The 23654-nt window shown below is 61.9% G+C and carries 21 protein-coding genes and 1 pseudogene; 10 read left to right on the top strand and 12 right to left on the bottom strand.

Annotation, left to right across the window (positions count from 1 at the left end; translation table 11 throughout):
• Window positions 1-880: pseudogene (locus tag RZR99_RS29125) on the top strand (IS3 family transposase); the annotation flags it as partial.
• Between the two features lie 175 nt (window positions 881-1055).
• Here RZR99_RS29125 and RZR99_RS29120 read toward each other — a convergent pair.
• From RZR99_RS29120 to RZR99_RS29105, 4 genes are all read right to left on the bottom strand, one after another.
• On the bottom strand, window positions 1056-2234 hold the full coding sequence (locus tag RZR99_RS29120; RefSeq protein ID WP_323123239.1) for a hypothetical protein: 1179 nt from the start codon (window positions 2232-2234) through the stop codon (window positions 1056-1058).
• Window position 2235: 1 nt separating this feature from the next.
• Entirely contained in the window at window positions 2236-2919 is a 684-nt protein-coding gene (locus RZR99_RS29115) for a hypothetical protein (RefSeq protein WP_323123238.1), read from the bottom strand.
• A gap of 1 nt (window position 2920) precedes the next feature.
• The gene (locus RZR99_RS29110) at window positions 2921-4951 is read right to left on the bottom strand and encodes an AAA family ATPase (protein ID WP_323123237.1); all 2031 of its coding nucleotides are present in this window, start codon (window positions 4949-4951) and stop codon (window positions 2921-2923) included.
• 395 nt (window positions 4952-5346) lie between these two features.
• Window positions 5347-6681, bottom strand: coding sequence for an SAM-dependent methyltransferase (locus RZR99_RS29105; RefSeq protein WP_323123236.1), 1335 nt, complete (start codon window positions 6679-6681; stop codon window positions 5347-5349).
• Window positions 6682-6729: 48 nt separating this feature from the next.
• Here RZR99_RS29105 and RZR99_RS29100 point away from each other — a divergent pair, with 48 nt between their 5' ends.
• From RZR99_RS29100 to RZR99_RS29075, 6 genes are all read left to right on the top strand, one after another.
• A complete protein-coding gene (locus tag RZR99_RS29100; RefSeq protein ID WP_323123235.1) occupies window positions 6730-7167 on the top strand; it encodes a helix-turn-helix domain-containing protein in 438 nt (145 codons plus the stop codon).
• 191 nt (window positions 7168-7358) lie between these two features.
• On the top strand, window positions 7359-9386 hold the full coding sequence (locus tag RZR99_RS29095; protein ID WP_323123234.1) for an AAA family ATPase: 2028 nt from the start codon (window positions 7359-7361) through the stop codon (window positions 9384-9386).
• Complete coding sequence (locus RZR99_RS29090; RefSeq protein WP_323123233.1) at window positions 9370-10035, top strand: hypothetical protein; 666 nt, start codon at window positions 9370-9372, stop codon at window positions 10033-10035. Before RZR99_RS29095 ends, RZR99_RS29090 begins: the two co-directional genes overlap by 17 nt.
• The gene (locus RZR99_RS29085; RefSeq protein ID WP_323123232.1) at window positions 10025-11173 is read left to right on the top strand and encodes a hypothetical protein; all 1149 of its coding nucleotides are present in this window, start codon (window positions 10025-10027) and stop codon (window positions 11171-11173) included. The genes RZR99_RS29090 and RZR99_RS29085 overlap by 11 nt, the downstream gene beginning before the upstream one ends.
• Window positions 11174-12160: 987 nt before the next feature.
• Window positions 12161-12778 (top strand): LysE family translocator, encoded by a 618-nt coding sequence (locus tag RZR99_RS29080; RefSeq protein ID WP_323123231.1) that lies wholly within the window; start codon window positions 12161-12163, stop codon window positions 12776-12778.
• A 113-nt stretch (window positions 12779-12891) separates the two neighbouring features.
• Window positions 12892-13140 carry a hypothetical protein gene (locus RZR99_RS29075; RefSeq protein ID WP_323123230.1) on the top strand — a complete coding sequence of 83 codons (249 nt, stop codon included), beginning with the start codon at window positions 12892-12894 and terminating at the stop codon, window positions 13138-13140.
• 26 nt (window positions 13141-13166) lie between these two features.
• On the opposite strand, the gene RZR99_RS29070 is transcribed toward RZR99_RS29075, so the two are convergent.
• The 7 genes from RZR99_RS29070 to pobA form a co-directional block, all read right to left on the bottom strand.
• Window positions 13167-14525, bottom strand: a complete 1359-nt coding sequence (locus tag RZR99_RS29070; RefSeq protein ID WP_323123229.1) for an aromatic acid/H+ symport family MFS transporter — start codon at window positions 14523-14525, stop codon at window positions 13167-13169.
• Window positions 14526-14650: 125 nt separating this feature from the next.
• Entirely contained in the window at window positions 14651-15034 is a 384-nt protein-coding gene (pcaC, locus tag RZR99_RS29065; RefSeq protein WP_323123228.1) for a 4-carboxymuconolactone decarboxylase, read from the bottom strand.
• A gap of 14 nt (window positions 15035-15048) precedes the next feature.
• Window positions 15049-15834 carry a 3-oxoadipate enol-lactonase gene (gene pcaD, locus RZR99_RS29060; RefSeq protein ID WP_323123227.1) on the bottom strand — a complete coding sequence of 262 codons (786 nt, stop codon included), beginning with the start codon at window positions 15832-15834 and terminating at the stop codon, window positions 15049-15051.
• A gap of 2 nt (window positions 15835-15836) precedes the next feature.
• Entirely contained in the window at window positions 15837-17207 is a 1371-nt protein-coding gene (locus RZR99_RS29055) for a 3-carboxy-cis,cis-muconate cycloisomerase (protein WP_323123226.1), read from the bottom strand.
• Between the two features lie 91 nt (window positions 17208-17298).
• On the bottom strand, window positions 17299-17955 hold the full coding sequence (locus RZR99_RS29050) for a CoA transferase subunit B (protein ID WP_323123225.1): 657 nt from the start codon (window positions 17953-17955) through the stop codon (window positions 17299-17301).
• Window positions 17956-17973: 18 nt separating this feature from the next.
• Complete coding sequence (locus tag RZR99_RS29045) at window positions 17974-18687, bottom strand: 3-oxoacid CoA-transferase subunit A (RefSeq protein WP_323123224.1); 714 nt, start codon at window positions 18685-18687, stop codon at window positions 17974-17976.
• Between the two features lie 150 nt (window positions 18688-18837).
• A complete protein-coding gene (gene pobA / locus RZR99_RS29040) occupies window positions 18838-20070 on the bottom strand; it encodes a 4-hydroxybenzoate 3-monooxygenase (protein WP_323123223.1) in 1233 nt (410 codons plus the stop codon).
• Window positions 20071-20186: 116 nt separating this feature from the next.
• Between pobA and RZR99_RS29035 the strand changes: the two genes are divergently transcribed.
• From RZR99_RS29035 to RZR99_RS29025, 3 genes are all read left to right on the top strand, one after another.
• Window positions 20187-21110 carry a LysR family transcriptional regulator gene (locus tag RZR99_RS29035; protein ID WP_323123222.1) on the top strand — a complete coding sequence of 308 codons (924 nt, stop codon included), beginning with the start codon at window positions 20187-20189 and terminating at the stop codon, window positions 21108-21110.
• 101 nt (window positions 21111-21211) lie between these two features.
• A complete protein-coding gene (folE, locus tag RZR99_RS29030) occupies window positions 21212-21883 on the top strand; it encodes a GTP cyclohydrolase I FolE (protein ID WP_323123221.1) in 672 nt (223 codons plus the stop codon).
• A complete protein-coding gene (locus RZR99_RS29025) occupies window positions 21884-22687 on the top strand; it encodes an SDR family oxidoreductase (RefSeq protein ID WP_323123220.1) in 804 nt (267 codons plus the stop codon).
• An 18-nt stretch (window positions 22688-22705) separates the two neighbouring features.
• On the opposite strand, the gene epsC is transcribed toward RZR99_RS29025, so the two are convergent.
• Entirely contained in the window at window positions 22706-23626 is a 921-nt protein-coding gene (gene epsC, locus RZR99_RS29020) for a serine O-acetyltransferase EpsC (RefSeq protein WP_323123219.1), read from the bottom strand.
• Between the last annotated feature and the right edge of the window lie 28 nt (window positions 23627-23654).

Below are 23654 nucleotides of genomic sequence, written 5' to 3'. Positions count from 1 at the left end.
ATCGGTCGCCCATACGGGTTGCCGACAAATATGCAGATGTCCGTCGCACCGTTGCAGAGATCTTCGAGGACAATCACGGATCCTACGGCTATCGTCGGGTGCAAGCAGCGCTGAGCCGACAACGGGTGTTCCTATCGGAGAAAGTCGTGCGTCGTCTCATGAAACAAGGCGGCCTCCACGCAGCCAGGCCCAAGCGGCGCCGATATCGTTCTTATATCGGGGAAATCAGCCCTGCCCCAGATAACATCATCAATCGANTCGTCTCATGAAACAAGGCGGCCTCCACGCAGCCAGGCCCAAGCGGCGCCGATATCGTTCTTATATCGGGGAAATCAGCCCTGCCCCAGATAACATCATCAATCGAGATTTCCACGCTAACGCCCCCAACGAAAAGTGGGTGACGGATATCTCCGAGTTCCAGATTCCTGCGGGAAAGGTATATCTATCGCCCATGATCGACTGCTTCGATGGGATGATAGTCAGTTGGTCGATTGGCACAAGCCCCGACGCAGAGCTCGTGAATTCCATGTTAGATGCGGCTATCGAGACCGTGACTGAAGAAGATGAAACGCCGATCGTGCATTCCGATCGGGGTGGCCACTACCGTTGGCCTGGCTGGCTATCGCGGGTTGCAAAGGCTAATCTGGTCCGATCCATGTCGCGTAAAGCCTGCTCACCAGACAACGCGGCCTGTGAGGGATTCTTCGGCAGGCTGAAGACCGAGATGTTCTATCCAGGAGACTGGCGTTCCACGACCATCGCGGAGTTCGTTGACGTACTGAACGCCTACGTTCGCTGGTACAACGAAAAACGGATCAAGAGCTCCCTTGGCTATCTCAGCCCCATCGAGTACCGTGAAAACCTCGGCCCAACAACCTAAATCAGTCCAAGAAAATAGCCGCATCCCCAGTGGGTCAGTTCTGTACGGACATCAACAGACACAGCACAGTCACATTGGGAATCGTTGTGCGAAATCACTTACTGCGGACAGCGCCATGCAAGCCCCGCAGCTTCGTCAGCCACAGCTTTGCCCGCAACCACAATACCCTCCCGATTCAGGGCTTCTTCGGCGCATTCTTGGTAGTTGCCTGCTTCTTTGCCACCGAACCACTAGCGGGCTTCTTCTCAGCCCGGGTGGCGCGAGAGCCGTTGGGATGCACCGCACCAGTGACAACCCCACTCTTACCCTTCTTGACCGGCCGTGGATCTGGTACTTCCATGGGTTGCACCTTCAGCAGGACACCTTTTTCGTCGGCATCGGATTTCAGCGTGGGCATGGCGGCCTTGTTTCTTCGAGCGTCATAGATACACGCAAATGCAGCTTCCGCGCCCTCGGTCTGCTTATAGTCATGCGCTTGCTCAATCCCTTTGTGAGCCCAGGCCAAGTTCTTTTTGTCGCTGCTTCTTGGATCAAGAACCTTGAGCTCGATCATCGTGATCAAGCACTGGGCGGCCTTATCGAAGCGCACGATCCTGACATCTACGCGCCCCTCGGTCAGCGTTACTTCTTCGTCGACGACCGCGACCTTGCTTCGATAAAGACCGCGAAAATACGTCAGCAGCCCAGACTGCACGTGGAGTTCGGGCTTGTGCCCGAGAACTGACAGGGTTGGCTCCTCTTCAATTTGCCACATTAGTCGAGCTATGGTGCCTTTGTGTGAGGCTAATGCTTCCTTGTGGAACGTATTCAGCTGCTGCTCAATCAGTGCGGGAGTAATCGCAGCTTCGTCAAGCTGCTCGACTTTGATCGTTCGAGGTTTTTTCATCCACTCTGTGATCGGGACACCTTTGTCATGCACCAGCATCCGGCCTTGACCGAGCATCAACAACGCAAACGTCTGATCAGCCTCAAGATGTTGACGCACAAAGTGGAAGGCCTCGTTTGCCCCGTTGTTGAAATGAGGTACGTGCTGAATCACCTCGCTCAGGCTCTCGCCCGCAACTGCGACACCATCATCCAGCGTAAGCAGTGAGGCAAAAACTTCAGCTGGCTGAACACTGACGCTAGTCGGGATGCCCGGTTCAAGTTTGGGCGACTCCGAATACACAACCAAGAGCGCCTGATCGGACTTGATGTTTTTGGCTGCAACCGAGGTTGTGTGGCACGTCAACCATTGGATGAAGTAATCAACCAATGCTTGGAAGAACCTCTCCTGGGACGACCCTGACACCAGCGACAGCCCCGCATCAAGACCAACGACTTCCTGACGGCTGATCGTACTTTGCTGTCTCATATCAGGCTACCCTCTTCCGAAGCAACCGCTGGTAGACGGTCAATACGTCGCGACGGTTAACGAAGGTTCGTCCTTCGAGGTACGTCCGGATCTGTCGCAGGCCGATGAGTGTCGGTGTCGCGTGCTCAATGGACTCCTCAATAAAAATCACATTCCCCGGACGGTCAACCGCCTCCCGGTAGGTGAGGTCCTGCTCGAATACTCGGTCAAGGCCACTGCGCTCTTGACGCCCCCGGGTGCGCTCGTCGTGCCAAGCGCCTTCGACGACGCCTAGGCAGAGATCCAGCAGGAAGGCGTAGAGCGCTTCTCCGCGCTGCGTGCTTCGCAAATGTCGGCCGACCTCAAGACCCGAGACGGTTGCGCCGAAACTGCCGTCGAACTGCAAGTGCGTCGAAGATTGATGTGCGGAGAAATTCGACACTTCCACCAAACCCGACAAGGCCAATGCCCCTAGTGCAAAGTGTGCAGCACGATAGTAGGGGCCCTGCTTGGTTCGTCGTGCCCGTTGGCGCAGCGGCTCAATTCCGTAGAACCTGCATGAAGCAAACGACATAAAAAGCAAAAGATGCAGTTGCTTGCGAGTCAGTTGACCGATGCCAGCTGCTTCTGCAGCATTGATCGTGAAAAGTACCCAGCGCGAAAACCGCAGCCGTTCCTGAGCACTCTTAGGTACTGAGTAGGACATCCTAGCCATGGAACTTCCCCAGTTCTTCTTCAAGCAAAGCCCTTGCCGCGCCTTCCTTCAAGGTGTTCGATTTGGCGGTCACCTGTAGTAGATCGATGAGTTGTGCACCGGTGGTCTTCTTGCCACGTTGCGGTTTCCCGTCCTTACCAACGCGGCCGAGGAGGGCTGGGATCATCGCAGTACCATTGAGATTCGAGGTGGCGATCAGGTTACGCACAGAACCAGAATCCCCCGGTGCGAATTGGCGCATGAGTGCAGCTGCGCGGAGCATGAACCAGCTGTCTAGGCTGGCTTCCGGAGTCTCAATGATCAACGTCGTTGCACCGTCCGAGCAGACCATGTCGAGGAGCGCCATGCGAAACGCGAGATCAAGAAATTCTTTCTGCGATTCCGAGACGTTGTCGCTCGTCAAGCGCTCTTTCGGGACATCGTGGGTACTCGATGTCATGAGGATGGAAAACGATGGAATACCAACCTGACCGGCGCCGGTGGCAATCGTCATTTTATCCTTCGCGTCAAATTGAACCGCCACCGTTTCCTGAAGAAATGCTTCGGCGTAGGCAGTCAGCTTTGTGCGCAGGGTTTCTTTGAAGATTTCCACCTGCCCACGGCCCCTCCTTATGAGCTCGCGGTACAGCTCGGTCAGCGCCTTACGCTGACCATCCATCACGTCCAATTCAGCACGCTCAGCGATCAATTCAGCTTCCATTGCGCTGGATGCCTCCGGTGGGTCAGGTAGCTGTGCTTGCAACATGTCGAGCGTCAGCGCTGCCTCCGAATTCCTGGATGCCGATTGGCGAAGCTCCTGAAGCGCTGGCGCGATCCGTTTGGAGACAGCATCGCGGTTGGCATCGATTTCTGCCGAGAGTGCCCTTATCTTCTCGACTTTTTGTTCCAGGTTGCGCACTTGCGCGGCGGCTAGGGGTTCAACCTTAGCGCCCTTGCCACGGCCCGTGATCGGATGGTGGCAGACAAAGCAATTGCCCTCCTTGAGCTGTCTTGCGATGGTCTCTCGCTGACTTCGACTCCGGTTTCCGCAGACAAAGCAACCCTGACCGGAGCCGAGTCCGGCCATCAGGAATTCGGCCTTGTCGTCCATGGTTGGGAGGGCCTGCGCGATGAAGGCAGCGTCGACGTTTTCCAGTTCATCTTCGAGGTTCGCGAGCGTTGCTTCCGCTTGATTGAATTCGATATCAAGATCGCGAGCTTGTGACTGTAGATTTGCGACAATTTCTTGGTGCTTCAGGTAATCTTCGGCAGCGGTACTGCGCGCCACCTTCGCAGCTTCGATTCGGGTGAGGAGGTCACCAATATTTTGAACCGCCAAGGCCGCTGCTTGGCGCTCTTTTAACCGCTCTTCACGAGGATTGAGCTGGTGAATACGATTGCGGTAGGTTGTATCCAGCCGCTGGATGGATGCGAAGGTCGCGTCCGTTTCTTTCGTTAGAGCTCTATCAAGAAAAAGCATCTTAAAGAACTCGTACTGCGTCGCAGCAGACCACAGTATCGGCTGTCGCTCCTCGGTGAAAAACTGAAGATAGCGGACCACCACGTGGTAGTCGTAGGAGGACGCCAGCCCACAGAACCTCGCCATCTCCTCTGAAAACTGAAGCTCCGTCGTAATAGAGCGGCTCACACCATTTACCTTGACGGACTTCAGCGCCATCTTCTTGAGGGTTCGAGTCACGGTAATAGCCCGATTTCCCACTGTAAAATCCAGCGTAGCCGTGGCATTCTCATCCAGCTCTTCAGGAACGCGGTCTGCGAAGAACGAGAAGCGCTTGTTCAATACAAGCTCTCGCTTGCTGATTCGGCTCAGGTCACGATCGGCCTTGGCTCGCTCCAGCGGCCCAAGCAACATCCGCATGAGCAAATTTAGCAATGTGGTCTTACCGACGCCATTGATGCCAGCGAGAACCGTGACCCCAGGGGGAAACTCAAGGTCCAATCCGCGGTCGTTGATTCCAGGATAAAGCGAGTAGTTGCGAATGCTAAGCCGGACGACAATCGGTAGTTTGATTTTGGACTTCACACAACCCCCGGTTAATTGTTTTCTGGATCACCCATGCATTTGCGGTCTTGCTTGGGTTCGCACTGTCTTGTATGCAATTTCTCTACAGATTTTAGCGCCACCACGCTCCGCATAGTCATTGTGCCGCCCGAGCCGTTGCTCGGGGGCACAAGTTGTGAATTTCGACATTGCGGCTGGCGGACGGCTCCGGCCGTCTCGACAATTAGGCCAGCACGACCGATTTGATGAAATGCCAAGCTGCTCTATCAGCTTAATCCGAATCCGGCGTGCAACCGAGCCGCCTTCGTCACGCCGCAACACAACTTGCGATCCAGAAGGCATCTGCATAAAGCCACGCTTACCTGCTCCGGCCGGGCGAAGATGCCCATTCCTCGCCTGGGGAACCCAACTAAATCTTATACCGGCCTTAGGCGCACCAGATCTTCGCTCAACGAGGCTTCCCAGCCCTGCTGAGCGCTGGTCTTCATCGCGCGTATTGGCGTGACCGCCTCACAGACATAGCCTGCGCCGCCGGCAAGCTCACGAAGAATCTCACCAACATCGACAAGCACATTAGCATAGCGGCTATCCCCCACCGTCATGAGGACCGCACCGTCCGGGTTAATTCTCCCGCGGATCGATTTCAGGATTTGCACCAGGTCAGCGAAGTAGGCGCCGATCATGTCGGGCAGATGTGGATCCCAAAGCTCGTCGCGCTTTTTGCTCAGAGCAGCCACCGTCTTACGAAGCTTGCGCGAATCCAGTCCTTCCCATGTCATATCACGGTGAACCTGAACGTGTGAGCGCAACGTTGAGTAGCGCAACTCCGTGTTGTCTGCTCTGCTTTTGAGATAACCCAATACCCACAACTCGACGTTGTAGATGTCGGTATAGTCAAAGCTGTTTGGGTACGGCGGAGAAAATAGGGCCACATCAATTATGCCCACGCGATCGACCTCTACACGTGAGTCTCCTCGTAGCAGCGAATAAGAATGAGTCGCGCGAGTCCCGTACGCACTAATATCAAACAGCGCTGCTTGGAACGCAGTCTTGAATGCATCAGTGACATCATGTGGTGACTTTTGGGTCGCCTGCCAGTTGGACCGATACCGGCGCCCTTTCCCGCTGATGACCACATTGCTCACGTCTACCAGGATGCTACCCAAGATTACTCGCAATAGACGCTGGTTGATGGGACTTTCGACCTCTTCAATCGCCTCGCGAATAGTCAAAATCTGGCGGAAGGTCTCGCGCGGAAAAATCCAGCGCTCCTTCAGACCCGGCTCAACCATCGTTGCGGGCCATGATTCGTGGCGAAGCGAACGCAGGTTCGCAGATCGACCAGTCATCTTCCTGACGACTTCGGCATAGTCGTCTACGAGTTGCTGATGGTCATATTTCGCCAGCTTGGCTTCGATGAGATCAGCAAGGAACGGATTCACTTCAATAGTAGTGGAATCAATCCCGAGAAACTGGCACGTCAGTGCCGTTGTCCCGGAACCACCGAAGCAGTCGAGGCACGTCGTCGGCCAGAAACCGAGGTAGTTGAGCGACTCAGCGACCATCATCGGCGAGAACGCTTCCTTGAACCGATACCAGCGCTGAAACGGTAGGTTATGACTGGGGATGTTCGAAGACATCGGCGCACTGTCGACGAGTGTTTTCAACCAAGCCGAAAAATTTCTCCGCGCACTTTTATCCATCCCCGGGCAATTTTCATCAATGAATGCGCTAATCGTGGCTGCGTTCATACCTCTTTGGCTCCTCATTAGCCGACTATCTCAAGCACCGATGCGTTGTTGCGCCACACCGCCAATTTGAATATTATGCAGACGGACATTTATTCAATCAAGCGCAAAATGCCATCGAAGTCACCGAACACTCCTTCACGCGAGGTTATGGCAAGTACCATTCGGACAGCGTGGGAGCGAGGTGATATCTCGCAGAAGCAGGTCGCAGTCGACCTAGGCATCCATCAGAGCCAATTTTCCAAACTAGTCAACGGCCAGTTCAAACAAACCCGAGGCCATGCCGCCCGCTTATTTGAATATTCAATTAGCGGGCGCGACAAGCAAAACACGCGACCCGCCGCCAACTTTGACACCTCAGCGTTGCGCATGGAGTTGACTCAGCGTCTGATGCTCGCGTGGGACGGTACCGAAGAAGGGGCAAGAGCGCTCGAAGCGATCCTAGATGGTGTTCTTCAGCTTCGAGCATCTCGCCCCCTAGGCACCTGAACCAGCACCGCGGCAAGGCTCTCCCTGGAACTATTCAGTTGACGATGCCAATTGCTATACTGCTGCCGTAGCCTAAGTGGCCGACAAGCAGCCAATAGGAACACGGGGGATTCAATGAAGACGTACCAGACGCACGCCGCTCGAACGCCGGCGCTTTCATTCATGTATCGCCGGTCCGCAGGGGCGTAAGCATGACTGAATTGCCAGTTCTTGAGCTGCTTCAGATTCGCCAATACGGACTCTATCCCGGTCCAACACGCGACGGTACCTTCGACATTCCTCTCGCGCCAGGCCTCACAGTGGTACTGGGCGCGAACGGGTTGGGTAAAAGTACGCTGGTCAACATTCTCTTCCGAATGCTGTCGGGCCCATGGGATCTCAAGCTTCCGGACGGCAACGTCGGCACGACAGAGCTGACCGCACAAGCACTGTCCGCAAAGCGTCGCTCAACGTTCAGCGCGCGCGTCAATGACAACGCTCGCGACGCCCAGTCAACACTGATCTACTTTATCGGCGCCAAGAAGTTCGAGGTAACCCGCTCGCTGATGAAGCTCGGCCTAATCTCATTCAAGGTCGATGACGGCCCCGAAAGCTCCGACGAAGAAGAGCTGAAACGCGCCATCCTTTCCGCCTCGAACGTTGGCACCTTCGGTGAGTGGATCTTCCTCCTCCGCACAATGGTCTTTTTCTTCGAAGACCGACGGATGCTGGTGTGGGATCCGTCCGCTCAGCGGCAGCTTTTGCGATGCCTGTTCTTGGAGCCCACCCAAGCCCATGATTGGATCACAGCTGAGCGAGAGATTGTTGAGCTGGATACTCGCATGCGCAACCTGAAGGCAGCACTCGACCGCGAAGAGCGCGAGGAGAAAGCACAGGAGCACCTGTCCAAAGCGGCACCTGAAGTTCGCGCCACGCTCAAATCCAAGGAGACGTTGTACGAAGCGGCGCTCAAGCAGCAAGAGGAGATTAGTCAAAGCATTGAAGAACTCGATAGCGCACGACGCCGACATCGCCTTGACTCGTTGCGTGCAAACGAAGCTCTGCACGCCGTGATGCACGAGTTGGAACGCGCCCGGCTGTCCGCGATAGAAACGCGCTTCCCCACTGCCGACGAATCGATGCGATACATCTTTTCGCGGCTGATGAGCGATGACGTGTGCATCGTATGCCAGACCCCTGGCCGCACAGAAAAGCGGGTGCAGATGCTTCACGCCATCGACAACAAGCACTGCATTTTATGCGACGCTGATATGGAGCCAAGCACCGGCAATGCTGTGGACATCAACGAGGAGCGTGTCATTGCTCTTCGGGAGAAAGTCAAGCAAGCGACCATCACAGCCGATGCTGCACACGCCGCTCTCGACGATTCGAGCCAAGCTTTTGACACCGCCAATCTGGAGTTGGCCGAGCGAAACGTTGAAGTAGCCACATTGAAAGCGGATATTGAGGCGCTCGTCCGACAACTTCCCGCTGACGAGCAAGCCGCTCGGCGACAAAACGACGGTTTCGCAGATCTAAAAAAGCGCGCCGAGCTACAGCGCGCCGATCTGCAGGTCAAGCGCGAAGCGTTTGCTCGACAGATGAATCAGTACCGCAAGCAGATTCAAAGCTTTGCCGAACGGATCAAGGCGGAGTTTGATGCAATCGCGGGGGGATTTCTTTTAGAGACAGCTTCATTGTCATGGGCTCCGACACGCGTCCTGCTTGGCCAAGCGGGTACTGGCGGGCTCGACCTCACCACCGAATACCCATCATTCAGCGTTGAGATGACTGGGGCCAATTTCTCGGACGTGGTCCGTCGGGATAGCCCCGAGCAGGTGTCTGAGAGTCAACGCGAATTCATCGACCTCGCGTTCCGCATGGCGCTAGTGAAGGTTGGATCTCGCAGCCAGGCATCGACCATCATCATCGACGCCCCTGAATCTTCACTCGACGCAGTTTTTGTCAATCGTGCGGCTGCAGTACTTGCAGCGTTCGCAAACGACAACCAGTCCAATCGGCTCATTGTGACGTCGAATCTGGCGGCGGGTAAGTTAATCCCCGCCGTGCTCAAAGCGGCTGAAGCCAATCCAAAGGCACGTCTCGATCGTATCGTCGATTTGTTCAACGCCGGCGTTTCAACGAGGGCCATGGTGGAGCTTCGGGCGGAGTACGAGGCGCTTCGCAGCGACCTGTTCACTGAAATCCTCGAGACGCCACACCATGATGGCCGCGGCTGATCCCAAACAATCGGTGGAGGTCCGCAGGCGCCCCATCCGAGTTCTTGCGTTGCTTGACGCGTTATACAGAGCATCCATTTTCGAAGCATCGCTGCGCACCGTGCATGAATTGGCTTACCTGTCCAATGTTCTCGCTCCGGTATTCGAACTAGCGCCGTTTAGTGCGAGCCTGCTCAAGCGTCAGGGTGGGCCGTACTATCCGGAGCTACAGGAAGCCATCGACGTGTTGGTAGGGCGTGGCATGGTGCTGGCCTCAGACATTCGATACGCGTTCATCGCCGAAGAGAAGCGCTATCGACTGCAAGCCAACTATCGCTTGAACAATGACTTGGCTCGAAACGCACTCGACACCTATAAGCAAGTCTATGCCGACACCGGGGAGCCCTTCTTCATTGAAGAGCTTTGCGCCGCCTACAGCATGCTGTCAGATAATGAGCTGGGGCAGACGTTTCGGTTTGACGCCCGCTACGCGGACACGGATGTAGACAACAACGAAGTTATCGACTTCGGCCAATGGGCGGATCCCGCCAAAACCAACTTCTCACGCAATGCTGCCTTGTCTTTCCGACCAGGAGAGGCTCTTCAGCCAGCGGAACGACTCTTCATGTACATCGAGCACGTGCAGAGGAGGGCAGCCCATGGCATCTGAGGCACTCCTGCTCGGCTCCTGGGAAGCCGATCGCCAACAGTTGGCTGTCGCTCAACGTGCTGACTATGGCGATGTCGACGATTTGTCGGATGACCTTCGTTTCCAAGTCCACGTTTCTCGAATGATCCGCAAACGCGAGAACCAGCTTGACTTCGAAACCTCAGGCGCCGCGGCGTTTATTCTTGTGAATCCCGACGAGCAAGACAAACTTAGAACTGGACGAGTCTTCGATCGGCTCGTTCATACGGGTACGCGACGCCTATCTAGCCGAGTGCACTTCGTCACCCCGCAAGCTACCAGCAGCGTGATGGAAGAGTACAAGGGCGACGACAATGATTTGTTCGAGCTCGTCGCAAAGCTCGGCTACGATGACCGGCCCGCTCTGTTGTATGTTCCGTCAGATGGCGAGTCATCTTTGAGCTACTACCCCAACGGAATGCGAACCGACGATGGCGTGCGCGAAGTCATACTAAAATTCGGCCAGGTTACTGAGGCCGAAGTACACGAAACGCTTCAGGCGATCTACAGAAGCGAACTTTGCACCCCCGACAACATGGGGCCGATAAAACTGTGGAAGGATGCAGTTAAGGGCTATCCCATCGAGGAAGCGGAGCGAACGGTCCAGCAAATGATCCGGCATGCGCTGGTCGGAAGGTTCTTGTGGTGCACAATCCGGCAAGAGCAACCGGGAAAAAGCGGACGGACTGACCTTGAGATAGTCGACGACCGCACGGGAAAGCCAGGAATGATTTATCACCATGCACTCCTTGAGCTCAAGGTACTGCGCAGTTTCGGCTCGACAGGCACCGCATACAGTGGGGCAGCGGTACAGGATGCAATTGTTGAAGGCGTCAATCAAGCCCACTCGTACGGGACTGCCAACAATAGTGTTCTCCGCATGCTTTGCTGCTATGACATGCGCAATAACGATGTTGGTGATGATGCGACGTTTGTTCAAGTCAAGGATCGGGCTACCACGCTGTCGATCCGCTTGAAGCGGTGGTACTTATATCGCACATCGCAGGATTATCGTGATGCCAAGGTCGACCAGCATCTGACCGCGGCCAATTCGCCAACTATCACAACGGAAGAAGCTACGCCACCCACATCTACGTCAGCTGCTAGTAAGCAAGCGTAGGCTTTGTCCCGGCGGAAAGACTAATCTGGGATCCGTCCGAAAATGTAGCTCACCGTAAATCGGCGAAGTCACAGACGGCGGGCGGGCCGCGAACAGATTGTACATAATCAAGCAGCGGTCGTTCGTCTCCATTGATCATTCGACTCGCTGGCACACAGAGAGAGAAGTCGACGATGAGTAGCCTTCGCCAACGGTGCGTTGTAAGACGCACTTCGGTACACCTACTCGGCGCGACGCGACTTTCCGAATGGAAGGTTGGGCCGTTGTCCGTGATCAGACGCTGAATCTTCACGCCCAAACAACAAAGCCGGCACAAGGCCGGCTTTGTTGTAGAAGCATAAGGCTGCACTTTGTCAGGGAAGCATATCTTTGCACTTGGGGCAAAAATGTGCCTCCCTGTCTCATACGCGTGGCATGCACGACCATTGAGCCCACGCGCGCAGGACGATCAACGCCTGTTTGGCACGAAACTCTGTCTGCATCGACTGACAATCATCAATATGCACCCAATGCAGTGACGCGACTTGCAGAGTCAGATAAAGCCCAACGCATACCGTATCTGACGCAACGGAACGCCTCGCCGGTCTATCGCGCCACTCCCGAGCCCCATTTCAACGACGCGTTGGCGGTCTATTCTCTCCTCTACCACCGCCAAACCTTCGGACAATCCGGATCCTTTAGCCGTCGACATACGCCAGTACTGGTACAGACAGCATGCACTCTCAATTTCCTCGGGGACGCATCCCACCGGTGAAATGTGCGAAAAATCCAAACCACAACGACATCGTGTCATGCTCGGCCGCGTCATCACGATCGGCTTCTCGCACCGCGGACAGACATCAAGCAATTGAACAACAACAAGCACCCACACAGCCCTCCCCCACCCATCCCGTACCGGCAATCATCCCACCAACTGTACCGGTACTGTACAGCTCACTCCCTCTACACTTCCCCCTTGACCCACCCGCATCAAGATGGAGAAGCACCATGGAGCTTGCCACCCTGAGCGCGCTGCCCGCCGGCATGCTGTTCGCGCTCGTCACCACGATCACCCCCGGCCCGAACAACACGATGCTGCTCGCATCGGGCGTCAATTTCGGCTACCGCCGCACGCTGCCGCACATGCTGGGCATCAGCCTCGGCGTCGCGATCCTGATGCTGTCGGTCGGCTTCGGCCTCGGCGAAGCGTTCAAGCGCTGGCCCCTGCTCTATGCCGTGCTCGAAACCGCCAGCGTCCTCTATCTGCTGTATCTGGCCTGGAAGATCGGCACGTCGGGCCAGGTGCGCGCCAATCAGGGCAAAGCGCGCCCCATGACCTTCGTCGAGGCCATCGCGTTCCAGTGGGTCAATCCGAAAGCATGGATGATGGTGCTCACCGCCGCCACGACGATCCAGTTGTCCGCCGACTACGGCAGCAATGCCGTCTGGATGTCCGTCGTATTCATCTTGGTCGGCTTTCCGTGCGTCAGCCTGTGGGCCGCGTTCGGCCAGGGTCTGCGCGGCTTCCTGTCGAACCCGCGCTGGCTGCGCGCATTCAACGTGACGATGGCCGTCCTGCTCGTCCTGTCGCTGTATCCGTTGATCGCGAAACTCGCCTCCCACTGACGAACCGCGCCGCCGCGATCGCGCCCGTTGTGATCGCGCGCGCCGAGGCGTACGCTCTCCTTCCGGGCGCCGGTTCGCTCTCGTGCGAATCCGCTCCGGCCGGGAGAACGCCGATGAAGGCAGTGCTGAGGGCAGGCGAACACATCGAAGGCCTGCATTGGATCGCCGAATATCATCCCGATACGCATGACATCCGGATCCTGCGCGAACATGCCGAAGTGGGCACTTACGGTGCTCCGTCCGGATTGTTCGGCGACGAGGACCGGATGGGAGCGCCGAACACCGCCGACCATCGCGGCCGCGAAGCGGCACTGCGCGCGTATCTGAGATCGTTCGTCAGCACCCACGACGCGGAGGAATAGGGGCGCCCGCCGCCCTTTGCTCCGGGTTATGCGGCCCGCGTCGGCGCATGCGCCGACGCATCGCGCTGCGCCGCCGAGCGCTTCGCCAGCAGCGCGCCGGCCGCGACCAGCGCCGGCACCGCCAGCATCGAGAAAATCGTGCTGAATCCGAGCTGCGCCTGCAGCAGCAGCCCGCCCGAAAATGCCCCGAGGATCCCGCCGAACCGGCCGACGCCCAGCATCCACGCAACGCCCGTCGCGCGCCCGCTGGTCGGATAGAACGCCGCCGCGAGCGCCGGCAGCGACGACTGCGCGCCGTTCATGCACACCCCCGCGACGAACACCACGGTCGCCAGCAGCGCCAGATGGCCGGCCTGCAGACCCACCAGCCACACGAACAGCCCGGTCAGCACGTAGGTGACCGCGATCACGCGATGCGGCTCGAAGCGGTCCATCAGCCAGCCGCACGCAATCGCGCCGATCCCGCCGCCGAGCGGGAACAGCGCGGTCACGAGCGCGGCTTCCCGCACCGTGAAGCCGTTGTCGCGAATCAGCGTCGGCAGCCAGCTGGTCAGCAGGTAATACACCAGCAATCCCATGAAGTACGTCACCCACAGCATCAGCGTGCCGGTCCGGTAACGCGGCGACAGCACCACCGCGCCGCCCGTCTGCTTCTGCTCGCCGCGATCCTCGGGCAGCACGAAGCGCACATTGTCGAACGACGTGCCGGGTGCGATCCGGCGCAGCACCGCCGCGATGCGCTCTCCGGGCGCGCCGCGCAACACCATGAATCGGATCGACTCCGGCAGCACGAGCAGCAGCAGCGCGCCGAGCACGAGCGGCGCCACGCCGCCGACGACGAACACGCTGCGCCAGCCGTGCTCCGGAATCAGCGCCGCGGCCACCAGTCCGCCCGCCGACGAGCCGAGCGTAAAGCCGCAAAACATCGTATTGACCAGGAACGAGCGCTTCGCGTGGGGCGCGTATTCGGCCATCAGCGTCGTCGCGTTCGGCATCGCGGCGCCCAGGCCCAGGCCCGTCAACAGGCGCAGCACGGCCAGCTCGGTCACCGATTGCGCGAACGCGCAGCCGATGCTGAACAGTCCGAACAGAATCACCGAGCCGATCAGCACGCGCTTGCGGCCGATCCGGTCGGCGAGCGGGCCGGCGGTCAGCGCGCCGAGCGCGAGGCCCACCAGCGCGGCGCTCATCACCGGCCCGAGCGCGGCCTTGGTCACGTGCCATTCCGCGCCGAGCGCGGGTGCGACGAAGCCGATCGCGGCGGTATCGAAACCGTCGGCCGCGACGATCAGGAAGCACAGAATGAGGATGAGCCATTGATACGGCGAGAAACGCCGTTCGTCGATGAACTGCTGCACGTCGAGCGTGCGCGCCAGATCGGTCATGCTTGTCTCCAGGTGGTGTCGTGTCAACGCGGATGCGTGCCCCGCCGGTACGTTGCCGGCGCGGGTCGGGGCAGCGGCGCCCGGCGCTCGCGCGCCGGTGCCGGATACGGGCGGCCCGCTCGGGTTCAGGCCGCGTCTTCTTCGCTGAAAATCCTGTCGGCCAGGTGGAACGCGGAATTCGCCGCCGGCACGCCGCAGTAGATCGCGGTCTGCAGCAGCACCTCCTTGATCTCGTCGCGCGTCACGCCATTGTTCTTGGCCGCGCGCAGATGCAGCGCCAGCTCCTCGGCGCGGTTGAGCGCCACCATCATCGCGATCGTCAGCAGGCTGCGCGTATGGCGCGGCAGGCCGTCGCGCGTCCAGATCTCGCCCCACGCGTAGCGCGTGATCAGGTTCTGGAATTCCGTCGTCGCCTCGGTGCGGTTCGCGAGCGAGCGGTCGACATGCGCGTCGCCCAGCACCGCGCGGCGCACCTGCATCCCTGCTTCGTAGCGTTGATCGTCGTTCATCGTGGGTCTCCGCGTCAGGCGGTCAGGAAGTCGAGCAGCGCACGGTTGAAACCGTCGGCGCATTCGATGTTCGAGATGTGCGCGGCGTCGAATTCGACGTGGCGCGCACCGGGCATCGCCTCCGCCAGCGCGCGGCCCTGGTCGGGCGGCGTCGACACGTCGTGCGCGCCGGTCACGACCAGCACCGGAAGCCCGATCGCCTTCACCTCTTCGCGCAGGTCGGCCGCGTTCAATGCATCGCAGTTCGCCGCATAGCCGTTCTGATCGGTGTGGTTGAACACGTCGCGAATCACGTCGACGAGACGCGGCTCGCGCGCGAAGAACGCGGGGGTGAACCAGCGCGGCAGCACCGCATCGGCGAGCGCCGTCATCCCTTCCGCGCGTGCCTTCCGCGCACGCGGCGCCCATACCTCGGGCGAGCCGATCTTCGCGGCGGTATTCGCCAACACGGCGCGATCGATCCGCGACGCATGGCGCGCGGCCAGCGCGGCACCCGTCAGTCCGCCCATCGAGATCCCGCAGAAATGCGCGCGCGCGATATCCAGGTGATCCATCAGGCCGAGCACGTCGCCGGCCAGTTGATCGACCGTGTACGCGCCGGCCGGCGCATCGGAATGACCGTGCCCGCGCGTGTCGTAGCGCAGCAGGTTGAAGTGCGACGTCAGCACGCTCGCCTGCGGCGCCCACATCGACAGGTCCGCGCCGAGCGAATTCGAGAAAATCAGCCAGTCCGCATCCGCGCGGGCCGCGCGGTCGATCCGGTAATGCAGCTGCACGCCGTTGACTGAAGCGAAAGGCATGATCAAAGGTCTCCTGGGTTCAGGCTCGCGTGACGCGCGAGCACGGCGTCGACGCAAGCCTGCGCCTGGCCGACATAGTGAGCGGGATCGAGCAGACGCCGCAGCGCGTCGGGCGTCAGGTGCGCCGCCACGTTCGGGTCGGCGGCGAGCACGTCGTGCAGCGGGCGGCCGCTGCGCACCGCGGCCTTCGACGCCTGCTCGACGAGATGATGCGCGTCGAGCCGGCCGATCTTGTCGCCGAGCGCGAGCATCACCGCTTCGCCAAGCACGAGCCCGCGGGTCAGATCGAGGTTCGCCGCGAGCCGCGCCGCGTCGATATCGAGACCGCCGACGATCGAGGCGATCTGCGCCAGCGCGCCGCCCGCGAGCCGCGCGAGATCCGGCAGCGCATCCCACTCGGCCTGCCAGCCGCCGAGCGCGCGCTCGTGTTCCTGCACCATTCCGGCGAACACGGTCGCGACCAGCCCGGGGGCGCGCACGGCGGCCGTCAGCACGGCCGCGCATCCGACGGGATTGCGCTTGTGCGGCATCGTCGACGATCCGCCCTTGCCCGCCGCCGCCGGTTCGGCCAGCTCGCCGACCTCGGTCTGCATCTGCAATGAAATGTCGCGCGCGATCTTGCCGAGCGTGCCGATCAGCATCCCGAAGTACGCGGCGGTTTCCGCGATGCGGTCGCGCTGGGTGTGCCACGGCACCGCCGGCAACATCAGCCGCAAGTCGCCGGCCAGCGTGCCCGCGACCTGCGGCGCCTGCTCGCGCAGGCTCGCGAGCGTGCCCGCCGCGCCTCCGAACTGCAGCACCAGCACGGTCGCGCGCAGCGCGGCCAGACGGTCGCGATGACGCAGCAGCGCATCGAGCCACTGGGCGAACTTGAAACCCAACGTGATCGGCAGCGCCTGCTGCAGCCACGTGCGGCCGATCATCGGCGTCGCGCGATGCGCGCGAGCCAGCGCCGCCAGCGACGCACAGACGTCGCGCAACGTCGGATCGAGCAGATCGAACGTGTCGCGCAGCTGGAGCACGGTGCCGGTATCGATGATGTCCTGGCTCGTCGCGCCCCAGTGCACGTATTTGGCCGCGTCGGCATCGACCGCCTTCACGCGCGCGGTCAGCTGCTTCACCAGCGGAATCGCCAGATTGCCGCCGAGCGCGGCGTCGCGCGCCAACGCGTCGGCGTCGAGCTGCGCGGCGTCGCACGCCGCCTCGATCGGCGCGACCGCGCTGGGCGGAATCACCCGGTGCGCGGCGAGCGCGCGCGCGAGCGCCGCCTCGACGTCGAGCATCCGCTGCAACGTCGCGTGCGGCGACCAGATCCGGTTGAGCGGCTCGGTGCCGCAGATCAGGGTGGTCAGGCGGGCGCTGTCTTCTAGCATGGCTTCAATGGAGGGGTCGGGATGCGCCTATTGTCCATCCGGACGCTGCTCCCTGCGCGGCCGCGAACGGCGCGCGGGGAACCGCGCCGGGTCACGCCACGGCGGCGCGCGTGGCGTCGATCAGCGGCACGCCGGTCAGCTTCTGCAGTTCGTCGAACGGGATATCGGCGCAGATCTCGCGCACGGCCAGCCCGTCGCTCGTGACATCGAGCACCGCGAGATCGGTGTAGATCCGGTCGACGCAGCGCACGCCCGTGACCGGATACGAACACTGCGCGACGATCTTGCTCTCGCCCTGCTTGGTCAGGTGCTCCATCATCACGAACACTTGCTTCGCGCCGATCGCGAGATCCATCGCGCCGCCCACGGCCGGAATCGCGTCGGGCGCGCCGGTATGCCAGTTCGCCAGATCGCCGTGCGCCGACACTTGGAACGCGCCGAGCACGCAGTAGTCCAGATGGCCGCCGCGCATCATCGCGAACGAATCGGCGTGATGAAAGTACGCGCCGCCCGTCAGCAGCGTCACGTGCTGCTTGCCGGCGTTGATCAGTTCGTCGTCTTCCTGCCCCGGCGCGGGCGCGGCGCCCATGCCGAGCAACCCGTTCTCGCTGTGCAGGAAGATTTCCTTGCTCGCGTCGAGATGGTTGGCCACCCGTGTCGGCACGCCGATGCCCAGATTCACGTAAGCGCCTTCGGGAATGTCCTGGGCGACGCGCTGCGCCATTTCATCGCGGGTCAGTCGTTTCATGGTGTTCTCCTCGCTTGCTCAGGCGGCCCGTGCCGCGCGTTCCGCGGCCAGCTCGGCCGCGTGCGCGGCTTGCGGCACCTCGACGATCCGCTGGACGAAAATGCCCGGCGTCACGATGTGTTCGGGATCCAGCGCGCCGAGCGGCACGACTTCCGACACCTGCACGACCGTCGTGCGGGCGGCGCTCGCCATCACCGGGCCGAAATTGCGCGCGGTCTTCCGGTACACGAGATTGCCCCAGCGATCGCCCTTGAACGCCTTCACCAGCGCGAAATCGGCGTGGATCGGCGTCTCGAACACATAGTGCCGGCCGTCGATCACGCGGGTTTCCCGGCCTTCGGCAAGCTTCGTGCCGTAGCCGGTCGGCGAGAAGAAGCCGCCGATCCCGGCGCCCGCCGCGCGGATGCGCTCGGCGAGATTGCCCTGCGGCACCAGTTCCAGCTCGATCTCGCCCGCGCGGTACAGCGCGTCGAATACCTGCGAGTCGGCCTGACGCGGAAACGAGCAGATGATCTTGCGCACCCGCTTCGCCTGGAGCAGCGCGGCGAGGCCCGTTTCGCCGTTGCCGGCGTTGTTGTTGACGATCGTCAGGTCGCGCGCGCCCTGCGCGATCAGCGCGTCGATCAGTTCCGCCGGCATGCCGGCCGTGCCGAAGCCGCCGATCATGATCGTCGCGCCGTCGTGCACGTCGACCACCGCCGCCTGGAGGGAGTCGTAAATCTTGTTGACCATGTCTGTTCCTGATGCGAACCCGCGTCGCATGACGCGGCGAATCGATGAAGAACGCGCCGGACTGCCGTGAAGCGCGCCGTACCGGATCGATTGCTTGATCCAATTTGTTCGGTATTCGAACTCAGATTCGATTAGCGAACGATGCGGCGATCATAGGGTTGCGTGCAGCGCGTTGTCAAGGCGGGACATGCCGGAGGCCGGCGCATCGCCGAACGGCAGCCCGACGTAGTTCTCCGCGAGCGATTGCGCGGCGGCGGCCGAGCGCGTCACGTACTTCAGCTCGGCGAGCTTCAGGCGGTTGACGAACGGCGTGTCGTCAGCGCTCGGGTGCAGCATGTTGGTCATGAAGTACGAGAAATGCTCGGCGCGCCATACGCGCTCGAGGCAGGTCGACGTATACGCGTCGAGCGACGCGGAGTCGCCGTCGCGATAGCGCGCGCCCAGCGCGCGGGACAGCGTCCGCACGTCGGCCACCGCCAGGTTCATCCCCTTCGCGCCGGTCGGCGGCACGATGTGCGCCGCGTCGCCCGCGAGGAACAGCCGCCCGTACTGCATCGTCTCCGACACGAAGCTGCGCATCGGCGTCACGCTCTTCTGCGTGATGCGGCCTTCGGCCGGCGTCCAGCCGGTATCGTTGCCGAAACGCGTGCGCAGCTCGTCCCAGATCCGGGCGTCCGGCCACGCGTCGAGCGGCTCGTCGGGCCGGCACTGCAGGTAGAGGCGCGTCACGGTCGGCGAGCGCATCGAAAACAGCGCGAAGCCGCGTTCGTGATGCGCATAGACCAGCTCGTCGAGCGACGGCGCGGCGTCGGCGAGGATGCCGAGCCATGCATACGGATAGACGCGCTCGAAGGTCCGCAGCCGCTCCGCCGGAATGGTCTGGCGCGCGATCCCGTGAAAGCCGTCGCAACCGGCGATGTAGTCGCAGTCGATGCGCGCCGCGCGGCCGTCCGCATGCCTGAAGGTGACGGCCGGATGCTCGCCCGCCACGTCGTGCAGCGCGACGTCCGTGACGTCGAAATGCAGCGCGTGGCCGTGCTCCACGCCCGCCGCGATCAGGTCGCGCACCACTTCGTGCTGGCTGTAGACGGTGATCGCCCGGCCGCCCGTCAGCGCGCTCAGGTCGATCCGGTGGCGCTGCCCGTCGAACAGCAGTTCGATGCCGTGGTGCACCAGTCCTTCGCGGCGCATCCGCGCGCCGAGGCCGGCTTCGTTGAGCGTATCGACCGTGCCCTGCTCGAGCACGCCGGCCCGGATGCGGTTCTCGCAGTACTCGCGAGAACGGGTTTCGATCAGGATCGAATCGACGCCTTGCCGGCGCAGCAGATGGGAAAGCAGCAGTCCGGCCGGGCCGGCGCCGATGATGGCGACCTGGGTGCGCATTGTTCGTCTCCTGAACATTGATTCGAATAGTGAAACGATTGTCAGCGCTTTCCCGACTATGCGGCAACGCGATTAAGCGGATAAGTTGTATACGCATTTCGCATAGTGACCCGGCCATGTCTGAACTCGATCTGAACCTGATCCCGTACCTGGTAGCGCTCGACGAAACCCGCAACGTCAGCCGCGCGGGCGACCTGCTCGGCGTCAGCCAGCCGCGCGTCAGCACCGCGCTCGGACGGCTGCGCGCGTACTTCGACGATCCGCTGTTCGTGCGCACGTCGCGCGGCATGGAGCCGACGCCGCGCGCGCTGGCGCTGCTGCCATCGGCCCGCGAAGCGCTCGCGCAGATCGAGCGCGGCCTCGGCGCGCCGCGCGACTTCGATCCCGCCGCCAGCACCGACACGTTTTCGATCGCGCTATCCGACGTCGGCGAGATCGTGTTCCTGCCGCGCCTGCTGCAGGCTTTCGCCGGCAGCGCGCCGCGCGCGAACCTGCGCTCGGTGTCGCTGCCGCACGCGGATGTCGAGCGCGGCCTCGAAGCGGGCGACGTCGATCTAGCGATCGGCTACTTTCCCGATCTCGGCGGCGGCAACTTCTTCCAGCAGCGTCTGTTCACGCACCGGTTCATCTGCCTGATGCGACGCGGGCACCCGCTCGCTGCTCGGCCGCTCACGCTGGATCAGTTCCTCGCGTGCGGCCATGCGGTCGTGCGCGCCGAAGGCCGCAGCCAGGAAGTGCTCGAAAAGCATCTCGCGAAGCGGCGGCTGCAGCGCCGCGCGGTGCTGGAAACGCCGCACTTCATGAGCCTGCCGTTCATCCTGAGCCGCACCGACCTGATCGCCACCGTGCCGCACGCGATCGGCTACGCGTATGCGGCCGAACATGCGTCGATCACGCTCGTCGAGCCGCCGCTGCCGCTGCCGCGCTTCGATCTGCGCCAGCACTGGCATCGCAAGTTCCACAACGATCCGCGCATCGCATGGCTGCGCGGCGTGGTCGCCGGGCTCTTCAACGATGCGCTCGACGAATGGCCGAAATGAACAGGCGCCGCGCGCCTCGGTGCCGCGCGCACCGGCCGAAACCATGAAACAATGGTCGTTTTGGCCGCGATCGTTGCGGCCCGCCTCACAGGAGTCCAGGCATGGCTAAAGGAAAAACATCGGGTGCGGCGACCGGCAAGTCGGCCCGCAAACCGGCCCCCGCCACCGCTGTCGGCGTCGAACGCCCGAGCCGCGACGAAGCAGAGGCCGCCGTCCGCGTGCTGCTGCGCTGGGCCGGCGACGATCCCGCGCGCGAAGGGCTGCTCGACACGCCCGCGCGCGTGGTGCGTGCCTATGAGGAATTCTTCGCGGGCTACGCGCTCGAACCGCGCGACATCCTCGCGCGCACCTTCAGCGAAGTCGACGGCTACGACGAGATGATCGTGCTGAAGGACATCCGCTTCGAGAGCTACTGCGAGCACCACATGGTGCCGATCATCGGGCGCGCGCACGTCGCCTATCTGCCCAATCACCGCGTCGTCGGCATCTCGAAGCTCGCACGCCTCGTCGACGCGTTCGCGAAGCGCCTGCAGATCCAGGAAAAGATGACCGTGCAGATCGCCGATACGCTCTTCGACGTGCTGCAGCCCAAGGGCGTCGGCGTGATCCTCGAAGCGGCGCATCAGTGCATCTCGACGCGCGGCATCCACAAGCCCGGCGTCGAGATGGTCACGTCGCGCATGCTCGGCACGTTCCGCACCGATACCGCGACGCGCCGCGAATTCCTGTCGATCGTGTCCAACCCTTCGGGCGTCAACCTGACGAATACGTAAATGCAGTCAAGCGTGAACCGGGCGGATACGCCCGTCGTCCTCGTGACCGGCGCCGCGCGCCGGGCCGGCCGGGCCTTCGCCCGCCATTTCAGCGCACGGGGCTATCGCACCGCGATCCACTACGACCGCTCCGCCGACGCCGCCGAGGCCACCGTGCGCGACATCGGCGCGCAGGGCGGCGACGCCATCGCGCTGCAGGCGGATCTCGCGGATGCGGACGCGGTGGTGCGCCTCGTCGATGCCGTGTACGAACGGTTCGGGCGGCTCGACGTGCTGGTCAACAACGCGTCGGTGTTCTGGCAGGACCACTTCCCGAGCTTCGACCTCGCCGCGTTCGACAATGCGTGGGCCGTCAACTGCCGCGCGCCGATCCTCCTGACCCGCGCGTACTACGAGCGCGCGAAGGCGGCGGGCGCGCAGGGCGTCGTCGTCAACGTGGTGGACCAGAAGATCAAGGAAAACTTCCACCGCGACCATTTCAGCTACACGGTCGCGAAGGCCGCGCTCGGCAACCTGACGCAGATGCTCGCGCTGTCGGCGAGCCCGGTGCTGCGCGTGAACGCCGTATTCCCGGGGCTGATGCTGCCGAGCGACGACCAGACACAGGCGGACTTCGAACATGCGAGCCGCGCATCGACGCCGCTCGGGCGCATCGCCGGTCCCGACGACGTCGCCGGTGCGATCCTGATGCTCGCGGGCGCCGCGTACAACGGCGTCGACTTCGTCGTGGATGCGGGACAGAACCTGATCCGCGTCGACCAGGACGTGCTGTACAAGCACCGCTCGCCGGCCGGCCCGCGCTGACCCGCGCATCGCGCCCGGTCAGTCCCGGTCGGTCCTGTCGCCTTCGCGAACCTTCCCCTGCGAGACGCTGCTGGCGGCCGGCACGCTGTGCGTGAGCCAGACGTTGCCGCCGATCACCGAGCCGCGTCCGATCGTGACGCGGCCGAGGATCGTCGCGCCCGCGTAGATCACCACGTCGTCCTCGACGATCGGGTGACGCGCGTTGCCCTTCACGAGCGCGCCGTCGCCGTCTGCCGGGAAGCTCTTCGCGCCGAGCGTGACCGCCTGATACACCCGCACGCGCTCGCCGATGATCGCCGTCTCGCCGATCACGACGCCCGTGCCGTGATCGATGAAGAAGCTCGGGCCGATCTGCGCGCCGGGGTGGATGTCGATGCCGGTCGCCGAATGGGCGATTTCATTGATGAACCGCGCGAGCAGCCGCACGCCCGCCCGGTACAGCGCGTGCGCGAGCCGGTGGTGCATCATCGCGAACACGCCGGGGTAGCACAGCAGGATCTCGGTGATGTGCTGCGCGGCCGGATCGCCGGCGTACGCGGCCTGAATGTCGCTGACGAGCAGCGCGCGGATCGCGGGCAGCTGCGTGCCGAACTCGCGCGCGATCTCGAACGCGCGTTCGTCGAGCTCGGCCGACGGCGTGTCCGCATGCTCCGGCAGGAACGGCAGCGCGCGGCGGATCTGTTCGGCCAGCAGGCGCAGCGTGCTTTCGAGCGTATGCCCGACGTAGTAATCGACGCTTTCATCCGTCAGGTCGGGCGCGCCGTAGTGGGTCGGAAACAGCGACGCGCGCAGCCCGGTCACAATCTTGCAGATCGCATCGCGCGACGGCAGCTCGCGAATGCCGAGCGGATGACGGGTACGGTGCAGCTGTTCGCGGGACTCGCGCAACTCGGTGACGATCTGGTCGAGACCCCAGTTTCGGACAGGCGATTTCGGCATGGGTAAAGGCAAGCGGCCGCGTCTTGGT

It is taken from the genome of Burkholderia alba, assembly GCF_034721475.1.
GTDB lineage: Bacteria > Pseudomonadota > Gammaproteobacteria > Burkholderiales > Burkholderiaceae > Burkholderia > Burkholderia alba.
This window is presented reverse-complemented; position numbering and strand designations above follow the sequence as displayed.

Coding starts and splice junctions, on each gene's coding strand:
- RZR99_RS29055 (WP_323123226.1), bottom strand. CDS start 17,207: ATGCTAGAAGACAGCGCCCGCCTGACCACCCTGATCTGCGGCACCGAG.
- RZR99_RS29025 (WP_323123220.1), top strand. CDS start 21,884: ATGCAGTCAAGCGTGAACCGGGCGGATACGCCCGTCGTCCTCGTGACC.
- RZR99_RS29075 (WP_323123230.1), top strand. CDS start 12,892: ATGAAGGCAGTGCTGAGGGCAGGCGAACACATCGAAGGCCTGCATTGG.
- RZR99_RS29105 (WP_323123236.1), bottom strand. CDS start 6,681: ATGAACGCAGCCACGATTAGCGCATTCATTGATGAAAATTGCCCGGGG.
- folE (WP_323123221.1), top strand. CDS start 21,212: ATGGCTAAAGGAAAAACATCGGGTGCGGCGACCGGCAAGTCGGCCCGC.
- RZR99_RS29120 (WP_323123239.1), bottom strand. CDS start 2,234: ATGAGACAGCAAAGTACGATCAGCCGTCAGGAAGTCGTTGGTCTTGAT.
- epsC (WP_323123219.1), bottom strand. CDS start 23,626: ATGCCGAAATCGCCTGTCCGAAACTGGGGTCTCGACCAGATCGTCACC.
- RZR99_RS29115 (WP_323123238.1), bottom strand. CDS start 2,919: ATGTCCTACTCAGTACCTAAGAGTGCTCAGGAACGGCTGCGGTTTTCG.
- RZR99_RS29035 (WP_323123222.1), top strand. CDS start 20,187: ATGTCTGAACTCGATCTGAACCTGATCCCGTACCTGGTAGCGCTCGAC.
- RZR99_RS29090 (WP_323123233.1), top strand. CDS start 9,370: ATGATGGCCGCGGCTGATCCCAAACAATCGGTGGAGGTCCGCAGGCGC.
- RZR99_RS29050 (WP_323123225.1), bottom strand. CDS start 17,955: ATGAAACGACTGACCCGCGATGAAATGGCGCAGCGCGTCGCCCAGGAC.
- pobA (WP_323123223.1), bottom strand. CDS start 20,070: ATGCGCACCCAGGTCGCCATCATCGGCGCCGGCCCGGCCGGACTGCTG.
- pcaD (WP_323123227.1), bottom strand. CDS start 15,834: ATGCCTTTCGCTTCAGTCAACGGCGTGCAGCTGCATTACCGGATCGAC.
- RZR99_RS29070 (WP_323123229.1), bottom strand. CDS start 14,525: ATGACCGATCTGGCGCGCACGCTCGACGTGCAGCAGTTCATCGACGAA.
- RZR99_RS29045 (WP_323123224.1), bottom strand. CDS start 18,687: ATGGTCAACAAGATTTACGACTCCCTCCAGGCGGCGGTGGTCGACGTG.
- RZR99_RS29080 (WP_323123231.1), top strand. CDS start 12,161: ATGGAGCTTGCCACCCTGAGCGCGCTGCCCGCCGGCATGCTGTTCGCG.
- RZR99_RS29095 (WP_323123234.1), top strand. CDS start 7,359: ATGACTGAATTGCCAGTTCTTGAGCTGCTTCAGATTCGCCAATACGGA.
- pcaC (WP_323123228.1), bottom strand. CDS start 15,034: ATGAACGACGATCAACGCTACGAAGCAGGGATGCAGGTGCGCCGCGCG.
- RZR99_RS29085 (WP_323123232.1), top strand. CDS start 10,025: ATGGCATCTGAGGCACTCCTGCTCGGCTCCTGGGAAGCCGATCGCCAA.